Origin of the sequence: Labrenzia sp. R5_0, from assembly GCF_017743835.1 — a bacterium.
In the GTDB taxonomy this organism is placed as follows: Bacteria; Pseudomonadota; Alphaproteobacteria; order Rhizobiales; family Stappiaceae; genus Roseibium; species Roseibium algicola.
In genome coordinates this window covers 119044-133742 of record NZ_JAGHRK010000001.1, presented here as the reverse complement: position 1 = coordinate 133742, position 14699 = coordinate 119044, and the positions used below count along the sequence as shown (strand labels likewise).

General features: G+C 59.5%; 13 protein-coding genes. 5 read left to right on the top strand and 8 right to left on the bottom strand.

The genetic code is table 11. The features are described 5' to 3' along the window. Positions 1 to 21 precede the first annotated feature (21 nt). From J7447_RS00625 to J7447_RS00615, 3 genes are all read right to left on the bottom strand, one after another. Positions 22 to 1284 carry a DUF3419 family protein gene (locus J7447_RS00625; protein ID WP_168686135.1) on the bottom strand — a complete coding sequence of 421 codons (1263 nt, stop codon included), beginning with the start codon at positions 1282 to 1284 and terminating at the stop codon, positions 22 to 24. 242 nt (positions 1285 to 1526) lie between these two features. After that, positions 1527 to 2735 carry a L,D-transpeptidase gene (locus tag J7447_RS00620; protein ID WP_023001921.1) on the bottom strand — a complete coding sequence of 403 codons (1209 nt, stop codon included), beginning with the start codon at positions 2733 to 2735 and terminating at the stop codon, positions 1527 to 1529. A gap of 264 nt (positions 2736 to 2999) precedes the next feature. After that, a complete protein-coding gene (locus J7447_RS00615) occupies positions 3000 to 4331 on the bottom strand; it encodes a dihydroorotase (protein ID WP_023001922.1) in 1332 nt (443 codons plus the stop codon). Positions 4332 to 4526: 195 nt separating this feature from the next. Between J7447_RS00615 and J7447_RS00610 the strand changes: the two genes are divergently transcribed. The 5 genes from J7447_RS00610 to J7447_RS00590 all read left to right on the top strand — a co-directional run bounded on the left by J7447_RS00610 (position 4527) and on the right by J7447_RS00590 (position 9235). Next, positions 4527 to 5441, top strand: coding sequence for a folate-binding protein YgfZ (locus tag J7447_RS00610; protein WP_353653735.1), 915 nt, complete (start codon positions 4527 to 4529; stop codon positions 5439 to 5441). 23 nt (positions 5442 to 5464) lie between these two features. Next, the gene (locus J7447_RS00605) at positions 5465 to 6127 is read left to right on the top strand and encodes an HD family hydrolase (protein WP_055657932.1); all 663 of its coding nucleotides are present in this window, start codon (positions 5465 to 5467) and stop codon (positions 6125 to 6127) included. A gap of 54 nt (positions 6128 to 6181) precedes the next feature. Further along, on the top strand, positions 6182 to 6688 hold the full coding sequence (locus J7447_RS00600) for a tyrosine phosphatase family protein (RefSeq protein ID WP_209168450.1): 507 nt from the start codon (positions 6182 to 6184) through the stop codon (positions 6686 to 6688). 20 nt (positions 6689 to 6708) lie between these two features. Further along, positions 6709 to 7752, top strand: a complete 1044-nt coding sequence (locus J7447_RS00595; protein WP_075282304.1) for an NAD regulator — start codon at positions 6709 to 6711, stop codon at positions 7750 to 7752. A 235-nt stretch (positions 7753 to 7987) separates the two neighbouring features. Continuing rightward, complete coding sequence (locus tag J7447_RS00590; RefSeq protein WP_077290690.1) at positions 7988 to 9235, top strand: cell wall hydrolase; 1248 nt, start codon at positions 7988 to 7990, stop codon at positions 9233 to 9235. An 87-nt stretch (positions 9236 to 9322) separates the two neighbouring features. On the opposite strand, the gene J7447_RS00585 is transcribed toward J7447_RS00590, so the two are convergent. The 5 genes from J7447_RS00585 to J7447_RS00565 form a co-directional block, all read right to left on the bottom strand. Continuing rightward, positions 9323 to 9826, bottom strand: a complete 504-nt coding sequence (locus tag J7447_RS00585; RefSeq protein WP_055657928.1) for a YqhA family protein — start codon at positions 9824 to 9826, stop codon at positions 9323 to 9325. A gap of 125 nt (positions 9827 to 9951) precedes the next feature. After that, positions 9952 to 11469: a malonyl-CoA synthase gene (locus tag J7447_RS00580; RefSeq protein WP_023001929.1), complete on the bottom strand. Its 1518-nt coding sequence runs from the start codon at positions 11467 to 11469 to the stop codon at positions 9952 to 9954. A 92-nt stretch (positions 11470 to 11561) separates the two neighbouring features. Beyond that, a complete protein-coding gene (locus J7447_RS00575; protein WP_023001930.1) occupies positions 11562 to 12827 on the bottom strand; it encodes a malonyl-CoA decarboxylase in 1266 nt (421 codons plus the stop codon). Then, positions 12827 to 14143 (bottom strand): TRAP transporter large permease, encoded by a 1317-nt coding sequence (locus tag J7447_RS00570; protein WP_023001931.1) that lies wholly within the window; start codon positions 14141 to 14143, stop codon positions 12827 to 12829. The genes J7447_RS00575 and J7447_RS00570 overlap by 1 nt, the downstream gene beginning before the upstream one ends. Then, the gene (locus J7447_RS00565; RefSeq protein WP_055657921.1) at positions 14143 to 14691 is read right to left on the bottom strand and encodes a TRAP transporter small permease; all 549 of its coding nucleotides are present in this window, start codon (positions 14689 to 14691) and stop codon (positions 14143 to 14145) included. The genes J7447_RS00570 and J7447_RS00565 overlap by 1 nt, the downstream gene beginning before the upstream one ends. Positions 14692 to 14699 lie beyond the last annotated feature (8 nt).

Sequence of the window (14699 nt, the reverse complement as noted above, 5' to 3'; positions counted from 1 at the left end):
TCCGTACGCAGGACGGCCAGCTTAGCCGTTGAACACATAAAGATGGAAGCCACCATAAATGGAGGAGCGGTCCTGACGGCCAAGCTCCAGGCTTTCCTCTTCCTCGTAGGTCCAGCGGTTCAGGATCTGGTCGGATACGCGGCCCGGCAGAAGTGTCGGTTCGGCAGCGGTGCGGAAGATGACCCGGGCACCTGGAAGAGCGGTCCGCGTTATCTCGGTCCAGAGTGCATTGAGCTGATGGTCTGTCATCCAGTCCTGGGCGTCCAGCAGCACATAGGCGTCAAGCGTATTGTCCTGAACCGACTGAAGGTGTTCGGTAAAATTGCGATTGAGCACACGGACCCGGCCCGCACGCTGACGGATTTCCTCGAAATGTTCGCGCTTTAGGTATGGCGGCAAAGGCCCGGCCGGCCCAGTGCTGTCCTGACCGCTTGGAGCATAACCACGGCCGAAGGCCTGCCAGGCGAAATAGTTGTCCTGCATGGAGAAGTCGCAAGCGAGTTTCTCAAGCCGCTGACGCAGAACCGCAGACATGTCACGTTCGGCACTGGCCGATACCAGGGCGTCATACTGCGCCGGCGGAATGCCGAGGCCGTAGAGCGACATCTTCTTGGACGTAGCCCAGCGCACCAGACGCTTGTCGAACAGCGGTGCCAGTGCGGTATCGAAGAAAGTGCGCTGTTCTTCCAGCGACCTGGTCTTGACCATGTGCTTCGGGTCGATGCCATAGAGCCTTGCGACCAGGTGTCCCGCGCCGATGCAATAGCCCAGCAGACCGTGATGATAGAGGTCGCGCGAGAACAGCGTGATCCTCTTGCGGCCCCAATTGGCCATGTCACGACCTTCCCAGTAGGCGACCGTTTCAGGATCGAGCTTGTCTTTCAGGAACCGCTGATAGGCGGCAACATTGGCCTTTTCGTCTGCTTCACCGAAGAACCTGTAGAAGACCTCGTAATTCGGCAGATGCTTGGCTGCCGCCAGTTTCAGCCGGCCCAGCGCCACATGTGCACGGTTGAGGTCCACCGCAGTGATCTCGGCCGGATTTGCCGTCAGGTAGGACATGACGTTGCAGCCGCCCGACGCGATCGTGATCATTCGGGAGTCCGGCGTCAGGCGAAGAGCCCTCATGTCGACATCCGGATCTTCCCAGATCTGCGGATAGACAAGGCCCTTGAAAGCGAATGTGAACAGGCGCTCGAGAAACCCGTCCTTGGAGGTGGCTTCGGAACGGTGAACCGCATTCTTGAGACGTTTCTTCGATGCGGTAAGCGTGCTCTGCGCCATGTCTTTCTCCCGAGTCACCTGCGCCAATAAACTGCTTTCCGATACGTGACGGACGCGACAGTTTGGTGACGTTTGCGGAGAAACGAGCCGTTATCCGGATAATAAACGCCAGTGAAGACCTGCCTCGGCAGTCAGGAGCGTCCTCATCGATGGGAAGCATTCCTCCCCAGCGGAAACGAAACAAAAAAGCCCCCGCCGAAGCGGGGGCTGTGTTTCCGTCCAGACCGTTGGGAGATCCAAACCTAGCGCGTGATAACCACGAAGTCGGTGCCAAGACCCGTGTTGCGGGTGAAGTTTCGGTCCGTGACCGTCAGGGACGAACCCGGGGTCAGCATCCTGGAAACTTCAAGCGCGACCTTCTTGGACATCTCGATCCGGTCGAGAACGTCCATCGACGCGCCACCGCGTTCACCTTCGGCAGATACCGCCATCCACTCGACCGACGAGTCACCGGGCTTGAAATCCATGGCAGTGAAAACGTGCGTTCCGATTTCCTGGTCGATATCCTTGATCGAGACAGGGGCGGAATAGACATCGCGGAACTTGCGACGGATCCGCAGCGTTGCATTCTTCGGCTCTTCGTATCCGGCATCGGCATGGATGCGGAACTCAAGCGCATTGGTCAGCTGACCGGTTACCGGCAGTTCGGCACCTTCCTGGTACAGGCTGATTGCTGCACGGGTCTTGCGGCCCATGACACCGTCTTCCGGACCGGCATTGAAGCCCATCTGGTTGAGCAGCTGTTGCAGCACCTGAATGCGGCTTGGTGCTTTCTGCGGCGTGATGATCATCCGAAGAGGCTGATCGAAATAAGGATTTTCCGGCTGTACTGCCGGCAGGTTAGCCTGCAGGGGCGCTTCCTGAATGGCACCACGCAGAGCCGGATCGGCTGCAATGGTCTCGTCCGTCAGGCTTGCGACCTCGGTTTCAGGCACATAGGGCTGCGGCAATACAGCGTGATGCACACCAAGCGGGTTCGCCTCGCCCCGTGTCACGACAACATGCATGCCGCGCTCGGTCATGCTGTAAAGCGACTGTGCAAATGCTTTCGGAAGACGAATGCAACCGTGCGAAGCTGGATAGCCGGGCAACCTTCCGACATGCAGGGCAATACCCGACCATGTCAGACGTTGCATGAATGGCATCGGCGCATTGTCGTAGAGGTTGGAAAAGTGCTTGCGCCTCTTTTCCAGAATGGAAAACACACCGGTCGGTGTGCTGTGGCCGCGCTTCCCGGAGGAAATCGACGACACTTCGATCAGATCAAGGCCGCGATAGACCTTGATCTTCTGCTCGTCCAGCGACACCAGCATATGCAATGGCGGTTCGCTTGCCACATCCGTTTCCGGAGCGGCGTCACGCGCGAATGCGGCCGACATGGCGGCGAACGAAATAACTGCGGCACCGGTCAAGTTGAGCAGCGAGCGCTTGTGCCTGCTCCGGCTATTCATTTCCAATGACAACATCCCTGAGCTCCCCAACGCAAATACCCATAAAGCTCGATTAAAACTGTAACCAACATCTGTGTAGATCGGGTTAGGAAACACGGTTACTTATTGGTTTCCTTCGACCTTTCAGCCGCAAAGTCGCACATTACCCAGCTCGCGGCTGTTATTCACATCACATTTTGTACAGCTAGCAGCCGCAACGTGAACGGGGCCTGAATGGGGAAAACGGCCCATTCACGCCAACGGTTCCCGCAGGAGCGGCTTTTCTCAGGCTTTCAGTCCGTCCAGGAAACGGACGGGTTCGCCACGCGAGGGTGTCGTCAGCTCGCCGTCCCACATGACGCGCTGCCCGCGGACAACAGTCCCAACCGGCCAGCCGGTGACGTCCTTGCCGTCATAAGGTGTCCAGCCGCACTTGGAGGCAATCCACTCGTTGCGGATCGTTTCCTTGCGCTTCATGTCCACCACGGTGAAGTCGGCATCGTAGCCGACTGCGATCCGGCCCTTGAGCGCCGTCTGGAAAAGACGGGCGGGGCCTGCACTGGTCATGTCGACAAAACGCGCGAGGCTGAGGCGGCCTGCGTTGACGTGATCCAGCATGATCGGAACCAGCGTCTGCACACCGGTCATTCCGGACGGGGACGCCGGATAGGGCTTCTGCTTTTCTTCCAGAAGATGCGGGGCATGATCGGAACCGAAGATGTCGAGAATGCCCTGCTGCAAGGCCCACCAGAGACGTTCCGAGTGGCGCGGTGCACGCACCGGCGGGTTCATCTGAACCAGCGTACCCAGCCGGTGGTAGGCTTCGTCCGTCAATGTCAGGTGGTGCGGCGTCACCTCGATGGAGGCGACATCCTTGTGGTCGATCAGGAAATCGACCTCCTCTGCCGTAGACAGATGCAGAATGTGGATCTTGGCGCCGGTTTCGCGCGCAATGCCCACAAGACGCTGGGTGCACTGAAGCGCTGCGATCTCGTCACGCCAGATCGGATGGGAGCTTGGGTCGCCTTCAACACGTTCTCCCTGACGTTCGCGCAGGCGAAATTCGTCCTCGGAGTGGAAGGCCGCCCGGCGGCGGGTTACGGACAGGATTTCCTTCACGCCCTGGTCGTCTTCCACCAGAAGGTCGCCGGTGGAAGACCCCATGAACACCTTGATGCCCGCTGCCGCCGGCAGTCGTTCCAGGTCAGGAATGTCCTTGACGTTATCCCGCGTACCGCCGACCCAGAAGGCAAAGTCGCAGTGCATGCGGTGGTGTCCGCGCCGCACCTTGTCGGCAAGGGCTGCCTCGGAAGTCGTCAGCGGATTGGTGTTCGGCATCTCGAAAACCGCGGTGACGCCGCCCATGACGGCAGCACGGGAACCGGATTCCAGGTCTTCCTTGTGGTCGAGACCGGGCTCGCGGAAATGCACCTGGGTGTCCATGACGCCCGGCAGGACATGCAGCCCCGTGCAATCGACCGTTTCGCCTGCCTGTGAAGCGTCGAAGGAGCCTATGCCGACAATCCGGCCGCCGCGAACAGCGACATCACGCTGCCCCTCGCCGTCCTGATTGACTACGGTTCCGCCCTTCAGGATCAGGTCATAGGTCGCGCTCATGTGGCTCCTCCGCGTTAATTCGGGTCTGTCGGCAGGTCTATTCAACGGGCTTATACGCGGCCCGGCGGCAAAGGACCAGACAGGGGTCGACAGATTCAGAACCTTGCCCACGGTGGGGAAAGCGCCTATGTGGCACTCAAGTGAAACTGGCCAGTCAACCTGTCTGAATCAGTCATCCGTTCCATGGAGCCTGCCGTGTCGACCCTGTCCTATGCCCACCTGTCCGACCGCTCGTTGATCCGCGTTGGCGGTGCCGAGGCACAGCATTTCCTGCAAAACCTGGTGACGGCAGATATCGACGGCATGACGGAAGGTGGCGCTCGCGCAGGTGCCCTGCTGACGCCCCAGGGCAAGATCCTGTTCGATTTCCTGATTTACCGCGTCGAAACCGGGTATCTGCTGGACGCCCCATCAGAAACGGCAGCCGACCTTCTGAAACGGCTGACATTCTATCGGCTGCGGGCAAAGGTGGAACTGGAACTGCTGCCGGAAGACATCGGTGTGATTGCGGTTTGGGATGGCGCTTCGGAAGCGGGCAACGCTTTGAATCTTGGTCTGGAGGCAGCCCTGGCCTGCGTCACGGATCCGCGGCTGCCAGCGCTCGGGATGCGTATTTCCGGTTCAGTGGCTGATGTTTCCGCAATGCTCGACGGTTCACCCGCGGACGTTGCAGCCTATGATCTTCACCGCATTTCAAAAGGCGTGCCGGAAGGTCTGAAAGACTACGACTACTCGGATATTTTCCCTCACGATGCCGATTTAGATCAGCTTGGCGGTGTCTCCTTTTCCAAGGGATGTTACGTCGGCCAGGAAGTGGTTTCGCGCATGCAGCACCGGGGCAGCGCCCGCAAGCGGTTCGTTCAGATCGAAAGCGGCGCGATGCTCCCCGAAAAGGGCGCCGATATCATGGCCGGCGGCAAATCCGTCGGGGCGCTCGGGTCAAGTGCCGGTACCGGTGACAGCGCTGTGGGCCTTGCCCTGCTCCGTCTTGACAAGGTAGCCCAAGCCAAGGACAACGGCATCCCTCTGCAATGCGGTGACGCGGAGATTCTGGTCAAGGTGCCCGACTGGGCATCGTTTTCCTTGCCGGAGCCCAGCACCGCGGATTGAAACCGCGAGACCTTTGAGGACCGATGGCCTCTGCCCGAACCGACCAGCCCCCGCGCGCCTGGCAGCGCATGTTGTCCGGCAGACGGCTCAATCTTCTGGACCCCTCACCGCTCGACGTCGAGATCTCCGACATCGCCCATGGCCTTGCCCGTGTCGCCCGCTGGAACGGACAGACCTATGGCAACCATGCCTTCTCGGTCGCGGAACATTCGCTGATCGTTGAAGACATCGCCATGATGCTGAAACCGGATCTGCCGCCACACTGGCGCCTGGCTGTTCTGCTGCATGATGCGCCGGAATATGTCATCGGTGACATGATATCCCCCTTCAAGTCCGTCATTGGTGAAGCTTACAAGGGGGTGGAATCACGCCTGCAGGGGGCAATCCACCTGCGGTTCGGTCTGCCCGCGGCAATTCCCGTGGCCGTGAAGAAGCTCGCAAAGCGCGCCGACATCATCTGTGCCTATTTCGAGGCTGTGGAACTGGCCGGTTTCGACGAAGACGAAGCTGCCAAGATTTTCGGCAAACCACGTGGTTTTCCGCTCGATGCGAACGGCAAGTTGCGTTACGGCCTTGAGCCTCTGCCGGTGAAATCTGCCCAGGAAATGTTCATGCAGCGCTTTGAAGAGATCGAAGCCCTGCGCGAAGCTGGGAACAACCCGAAAAGCAGACAAGCTAACGGGTGACCTTGCCCACGAATGACCCTAGTTTATTGACGGATGCGAAGAACCGGTTCTGTCATGCTGCACGTTTGTTCCCTGTCGAAATTGCCCGAAACGGTGGTGTCCACCGGCGCCAAATCCGTGATCACCCTGATCAACGCCGAAATGAACGTGCCGACACCCGTCGGTATCTTGCCGGAACGCCATCTGTTTCTTGCCTTCAACGACATTGTAACGCCGGTGAAGGGGCTGGTTCCGGCCAGTGAAAGGCAAGTGGAGGCTTTTCTGTCCTTCGTGAGATCCTGGGACCGGCAGGAACCACTGGTGATACACTGCTGGGCAGGCATCAGCCGCTCGACGGCCGGTGCCTATGTGGCAGCTTGTGCGCTCAACCCGAATGCGGATGAATACGATCTTGCGAAGATCCTTCGGACGCGGTCGCCGTCGGCCACACCGAACGCCCGGATTGTTGCGATGGGCGACAAGATTCTCGGCCGTGATGGCCGCATGATCGACGCGATCCGGGGCATCGGCCGCGGTGCAAATGCCTTTGAAGGCAACCCCTTTGTCATGCCGATCGACTGACGACCAACCACGGAGACGCAATGCCCCACCGGCAAGCCAATATTGAAATCGGATTGAATGCCGTCATCGTATCGGTTGCCGGAGGCCTGCCCCAGATCGTTCACGTGAACGATGCGAAGGAGGCCAGTACACAGACAGGCCAGCAAACCGGAGCAGAGAGCGGTACGAACGCGCCGGGTGAGGCAACACTCGACAGCCTTCCGTTTGGTCCATTCGACCCGATCCGTCACCGCACCTTCGAAATCGGCCTGCGTTCCTGGGTGGAAAACCAGACCGCGCTGAGGTTGGGATATGTCGAACAGCTTTACACCTTCGGCGACCGTGGCCGGCACCGGGTCTTCGGTGATGAAGGACCGCATGTGGTTTCGGTCGGATATCTGGCTTTGACACGTCAGACCCCGGATTCGGAAAGCATGCTCCTGCGGCACGATTCGGCATGGCGTTCCTGGTACGACTATTTCCCTTGGGAAGACTGGCGCACCGGGCGTCCCGAGGTCCTGGATCGGGACATCCTGCCTGCTCTCGACGCCTGGTCCAGCGAACCGCCGCCTTCGGGTGAGCCGCCCAAACCACTTGGACGTCAGGAACGGGTGCGCCTTGCCTTTGGCACCGGCGGAACTTCCTGGGATGAAGAACGGGCGCTGGAGCGGTTCGAACTTCTTTATGAGGCTGGCCTCGTCGAAGAAGCCCGGACCGATGGACGGCCCGCGGCCCTGCGGCGGTCAAACCTGCCTTTTCTCGGCGCGTCGATGCGCTTCGACCATCGCCGGGTGCTGGCGACAGCCATTTCCCGGTTGCGCGGCAAGTTGAAATACCGACCGGTGATCTTCGAACTGATGCCGGAGACCTTCACGCTCACCGAGCTTCAAACCTCTGTCGAGGCCATTTCGGGACGTCATCTGCACAAGCAGAATTTCCGCCGCCTGGTAGAAAACGCCGACCTTGTCGAACCGACCGGTGCAACGTCGACCGCGACCGGGGGCCGCCCGGCCGCCCTGTTCCGGTTCCGCCATCAATTGTTGAGCGAACGGCCTGCCCCCGGGCTTCGTGTAGGCGGGCGCTGACGGCTTTCTGCGATTTTTTTCGACACGGCCATTAAAGTTAAGTCCTTAGTAATATTAACCATAACTCCTCCTATCGACGCGAAAACTTCCACGATTTTCCACGAATTCCAGTCTTATTAACGCTCTTTCAAGGTTAAGCAGACATCTTCAATTTCAGCGTCGTTGTTTACACAGCGTTCACGCTGTTCGTCCGGCGTTTTCGGGACGATGTGTAACGAGTTGGAGTTGGCTGCGTATGTCTGGCCTTAAGTCCCGCAACGGAAAGCGGTTTTCTTCTAAAGTGACACAAGATTTCGGCCCGGTCCGTGCGCGTATGCGCCGGCTCAAATATGTTCTTGTTGCCTGCCCACTGGTCTGGCTCGGTATCGGCGGATCGGTTGGAAACCAGGACATCTTTTCGCTCGTCAACTCACGCAAGGCGGAATCGCCGCGCTGGATGATGTATCTCGAGCCAGCGAATTTCACGACGAAGGTTGCACCGAAACTGGCGCTCGGCACGACGCCGGTACCCGACCATATCTCTGCACCGATCCTGACACTGACGTCGGCAGATGAGGATTTCGAGGCCAAGCCACTCGTCGGTTTTGAAGAGGTCGCCATGAACGCCAGGCCGACCGAAGTGCCCGATACGATCCTCACCAACAGCACCGCCAAAAGCGACCGCCTGATCACGATGGCGCCGGACCGCCAGATGGTCGACAGGGCAGCCGGCAATCTCTACGCCATGTCGAGCCTGATCTCGACGGAGAAGAAACACGAGGATCTGCCGCGCGTCGCTTTCGTCAAGGCACAGCCGCTCAACTCCCAGGAAACCAGCATGCTCGCCAGCAACGGCAAGGATGGTTTCCCGGAAGGTGGGCCGCTGGACCTGCAAAAGGTCATGATGGCGCGCAATGCCGCTGCCGCCAGCTTCTCCCTCGTTTCCGCCTACGCTCCTGAAAGCGTGAAGGAAACCAAGGAACCCTTCGACGCGCTGTTCGGCGCTGCCATGTACGAGCAGGAGCTGCCGCCGCCGGAAGATCCCGACAACCCGCATTGGTGGGCGCAAAAGCCGCTGCCGCTTTCCGTTGGAGACAAGAAAGAGCAGCGCTGCCTTGCCGAGGCCATCTACTTCGAAGCTCGCGGTGAAAGCGAAGATGGCCAGGTGGCCGTCGCGCAGGTCGTGTTGAACCGGGTCAAGAACCCGGCCTACCCGGACAGCATCTGCGGCGTCGTTTACCAGAACCGCCACAAACGCAACCGCTGCCAGTTCTCCTTTGCCTGCGATGGTATCAAGGATCGCATTTCCAGCCCGACCGCCTGGGCAACGGCCCAGAAGCTGGCAAGGGATGTCGCTGACGGCAAGCGCTATTCGAAGATGGTCGACGCTTCGACGCACTATCATGCGACCTACGTCAACCCGCGGTGGGCGAAGTCCATGGCAAAACGCGGCAAAGTCGGCCTGCACATCTTTTACAAGACCTACGCCGGCGGCTGGAACTGATCCTGCCGCCCGGGGCCTTCCCCACGTCCTTCTTCGGCCTGCTCGTGCCATAGGCATCCTCAGATGCCTGTGGCCCGTGCTTTCCCGTCAGTCGCTCGACTTGAAGACGTTGGTGACCACATAAGTTGCCAGAAGGACGAGATGAAACCCCAGAAGGGCGGCAACCTGAAGCGGTGTGGTCTGGGAAAATTCCAGAAGTTCGCTCAATACGTGGATCGATGAGATGATGATGATCGTCGAGACGATCCGGTGCTTCATCCGCCTGTAGGCCTTCTCGCCCTGCTGGATGTAGTCATCGCCCTGCACAAGCGCCTTCAGCCGGAAGGTGTTGTAGGTGTTGGTCGCCACCATGATCACCAGATTGGCGATGAACACCATGTCGAGCAGATTGAGAATCAGCAGAATCGTCTTCTTTCGATCCAGAAACTCGAAGCTCTGGATCGCGTCGTAGATATCGACGAAGAAGGTGACGAGAAACAGCACCATGGCAACAGACAGACCGGCCAGGATCGGAACCTGCGCGTAACGGGTCAGCCTGATTACCGGATCGCTTGCCGGGATCTTGCGGTCTTCGTTCTCACGTTCGCTCATGTGCCTGCCCCGACTGTCCTTCTTCAGAGCTAGCACGAGTATGGATTGCAGACCAACCCGGAAGGTCGGCCTGCAAACCGCAATCACGGCCGGCATCTAACGCCGGCCGGATCAAACGGCTGAGATCAAGCGGTTGCGAAAGTGTCCTTGAACTGCTCGCGAAGAACGTTCTTCTGCACCTTGCCCATGGTGTTGCGCGGCAGGCTGTCGACCAGAACAAGCTTCCGCGGATGCTTGAAACGGGCGAGCGATGTTCCGGCAACAGCAAGGATCGCGTCCAGATCGGGCGTTTCCGGGCTATCCGGCACCACCAGTCCCAAGACTGTTTCACCGAAATCCGAATGCGGCACACCAATGACGGCGCTTTCCCGAACCCCGGGCTGGGCATCCAGGATCAACTCGATCTCCTTCGGGTAGATGTTGTAGCCGCCGGAAATGATCAGGTCCTTGTTGCGCCCGACGATATGGACATAGCCGTCTGCGTCGATCATCCCGAGATCACCGGTGATGAAGAAGCCGTCCTCCCGCAATTCGGCAGCGGTCTTCTCCGGCATCTGCCAATACCCCTTGAAGACGTTCGGGCCGCGCACCTCGATCTGGCCAACCGTTTCGGCCGGCAACGTGTCGCCTGTCGCGGGGTCCGTGATCTTCAGTTCCACGCCCGGGAGCGGGAAACCGACCGTCCCGGCGCGGCGCTCGCCTTCATACGGGTTGGAGGTATTCATGTTGGTTTCGGTCATGCCGTATCGCTCCAGGATCCGGTGACCGGTCCTTTCCTCGAACTGCCGGTGCGTTTCGGCAAGCAGCGGCGCGCTTCCGGAAATGAACAGCCGCATGCCCTTTGTGAGGTCCGCCGTAAAACGCTCGTCCTGAAGCAGTCGGGTGTAGAAGGTCGGCACACCCATCATCGTCGTTGCCTTGGGCATCAGATCGATCATGGCGTCGAGATCGAATTTCGGCAGGAACAGGATGGCACCACCAGCAGCCAGCGACACGTTGGTTGCAACGAAAAGCCCGTGAGTGTGGAAGATCGGCAAGGCATGCAGCAGCACATCCTTGTCGGTGAAGCGCCAGAGCTCCGCCAGGGTGGCGGCATTCGACAACAGGTTCGCCTGTGTCAGCATTGCCCCCTTCGACCGGCCAGTGGTGCCGGAGGTGTAAAGGAAAGCGGCGAGATCGTCCGGCGCCCGTTCCACTGTTGCAAATTCCGAGGGTTTGGCTTTGGCCTGATCCGTCAGCGACCCGCTTCCGTCAGCGTTGAGCGTCTCGAGGCGGGCACCGAGTTTCGAGACGACAGGGTCCAGCAAGGTCTTGCTGCCACCGTCGCAGACCACAGTCCTGGCACCACTGTTTTCGATAAAGTAGCTGAGCTCATCGACGGTGTAGGCCGTATTGAGCGGCAGGAACACGATCCCCGCCTGAGCACAGGCCGCGTAAAGAGCCAGAGACGTGGCTGACTTTTCGACCTGGGCGGCGAGCCGGTCACCAGCCACCATGCCGTTGTCGGTCAGAACATGGGCAATCTGCGCCGCGCTTTCCAGAAACGCCGCATGGGTCAGGATGGAGCCGTCCTGAAAGATCAGAAAGGGAGTGTTCTTGCCGGCATGCTTTCCGAACAGTTGGTCGTAGAGTGGGTTTGTCATCTATGGGGCTCCTGGATCAGCAGGCTTTCGATCTAACCTTGCAAGGCCAAAAAGCTGATCGATTCTATATTGTTAGAGCTTATTAGCCGCATTCAGTTCAGTGCGGATAGCTCTAAAGTGAACGCGTTTTCTCCAGCAGTGCTGAGTGATTTGATTTCAGATGAAGCGGCAATTGTCCGGGTCGAAGCGAACCTCTCATGGTTCTGGGTTACCTTCTCCAGATCGTAGAGATAATTGACCATGACGCCGGCAGACTGCTTCATTCCCTTGTCGGAAAGATCCGCGCCTGCGTGCACCTGGTGGACCAATGCACCGTTGCCAAGGTGGAAGCGGGCAACTGGGTCCAGCGGCAGACCGTCCTTGCGCTTTGCGGTCATCAGGTACCGGGCTGCAAGCTTGCGCAAGGTATCCTCGTCGGCAGAGCCGTGGTCGATCCCCTCGCCTTCCAGCCAGCGGACCAGCCCCGGGATCGGCGACAAGGTGACGAATGTCTTGAGCTTGGGCAGCTCAAGCGACAAATCCGCGGCCACCTGTTTGATAAGCGAGTTGCCGAAGGAAATGCCAGCAAGGCCGGCCTGGCAGTTGGAGATCGAATAAAACACCGCGGTATCCGCCGTATCTGCTTCGATCTGGGTTCTGTTTTCGGCAAGAAGACCCTGGATGGAGCCTGGAATTCCCTTAGTCAGGGCAACTTCGACGAAGATCAGCGGCTCATCCGGCATTGCCGGATGCAGAAACGCGAAGCACCGCCTGTCGACAGGTTCCAGACGCCGGCGAAGATCGCTCCAGCTGTCGATCGCGTGAACGGCTTCATAGGCGATGATCTTTTCCAGAAGCTGGGCCGGGCTTTCCCAATTGATCGGCCTAAGGACCAGGAAGCCGCGATTGAACCAGCTGGCAAACAGATGCCGGAAGTCCAGATCAAGCGCCTGAAGGGCATCATCGCCCTTGCTGAGGCGCAACAGGTCCTCGCGCATGCCGACCAGAAGCCGGGTTGCGTCCGGAACCTGGTTGAGCCGCCGGATCAGTTCCTGCCGCGGAGGTTCGACAGCCTCCATGAATTCGCGGTAACTTGCCTTCGACTGCCCCTTCTCATAATGCTCCAACGCCGATCTGACAGCCGGAGCCGATACGGCCAGACCGTCCGCGAGATGACGGAAGAAGGCACGTTTTTCCTCGTCATTGAGAGCGCCATACCGGCTGAGGATCTGCCGGGCAAGATTTTGCCCGGAGACCTCCCCGGTTGCACCGATCAGATCGGCGACGAGCGCCTCGAGCGGACGGTCATCCGCCTTGTCCGCCCCCTTCGACAGGTATCTTCGTTCGAAAACGGTCGTCAGCAGATCGGCCAGAAACATCACCGCGCTTCTCCCATCACCACGTCCGGCAGCCAGGTGGCCAGTTCCGGAAACAGACAGAGGATGACGATCGCCACGAACATGCACGCCACGAAAGGCAGGGACCCGGTGAGGATCGTCTTCAAGGAAATATCCGGAGCGATGCCGTTGATCACGTAGAGGTTCAACCCGACCGGAGGAGAGATCAGACCGATCTCCATGTTGATGGTCAGGACAACCGCGAACCAGATCGGATCGAAGCCGGCTGTGGTGATGATCGGCAGCAGGATCGGTGCCGCCATCAGGATCACCGCGACGGGCGGCAGGAAGAAACCGGCAATCAGCAGGAAGACGTTGATTGCCGCCATCAGGATCCAGCGGTTGACGGACAGCGTACCGATCCATTCTGCAATCGCCTGCGTGATGAAAAGCGACGACAGCATGTAGGAGAAGACACCGGCTGCCGCGATGATGAAGAGGATCATCACGCTTTCCCGCGTACTGTCGCGCAGCACCGTCCAGAGCAGTTTCGGGCTCCAGAGCCGGTAGATGATGACCGCGATCAGCAGACACAGCAGAGCGCCGACGGCAGCGGTTTCAGACGGTGTCGCGATGCCGCCGTACATGGCATAGAGCACACCCAGAATAATGAGCATGAACGGCAGGACGCGCGGCAGGATCTCGAACTTTTCCGCCCAGGAATAGTTGCCCGCGCTGAGCACGCTGGCATTGCCGCTGCGCCAGGTCGAATAGAGCGACCAGGCCATGAAAAGACCCATCAGCATCAGGCCGGGAATGACACCTGCCAGGAACAGACGACCGATCGAGGTTTCGGTTGAAATGCCGTAGACGATCATCGTGACGGACGGCGGGATCAGGATGCCGAGCGTGCCGCCCGCGGCGATGGAGCCGGCGGCGACACCGTCCGGATAACCGCGCTTGCGCATTTCCGGAATACCCATCTTGCCGATGGCCGCACAGGTGGCGGGGGAAGACCCGGACATCGCAGCGAACAGGGCGCATGCACCGAGGTTCGAGACGACCAATCCACCGGGTACCCGGGTGAGCCAGCGTTCCAAAGCTTCGTAGAGATCGGCCCCCGCCCGAGTGGAGGCGATGGAGGCGCCCATGATGATGAACATGGGGATCGACAGAAGGGCGAAGTTATCAAGTTTACCGAACAGGATTTCGGGCATCAGTTCGAGCGACCGGAAGCCGTCGAATGCCAGCAGGAAGCCGGCGGAAACGATCAACAGACCGATCGCAACGGAAATGCCGGAGAAGAGGACCAGGATGGTGGCGACCGCCACCAGGGCGCCGAGCAGCAAGGGATCCATTATTTGTCCTCCAGACCGAAGGGTTTGTCGATACCGATGAGAACCGCGTAAAGATCTGCGGCGAGCTGCAGCAGCAGCAGTCCGAACCCAACGGGGATCGACAGATACGGGATCCAGAGCCTGACGCCCCAGACTGTGTCTGAGGTCCAGCCCTTCGACCAGGCGAGGTACCAGAATTCAGTGCCGTAGAAGAGCATCATCGCCATGACCAGGATCGAGATTGACAGCGTGATGCAGGCCAGCACGAAGCGGGCACGTGGTGCCAGCGACAGGGGAAACAGGTCGACATTGACGTGCCCCCGAAGCCGCTGAACGTAAGGCAGCCCCACAAGGGTTGCGGCGATGACCAGATAAATGACCGTTTCGGTCTGCCAGACGGTGGAAGCGTTGAGCACGAGGCGCACGAAGATCATCTGGCAAGTGACGACGACGGCGACAACGATCATCGCTGCCGCACACCAGCCGGCCACGGTCGAAATCGCTGCGACAACGCGCAAGAAGGGGTTGCTGCCGGCATGCGCTACCGCAGCCGTACTGTGGCCCGCCATGGGTCACT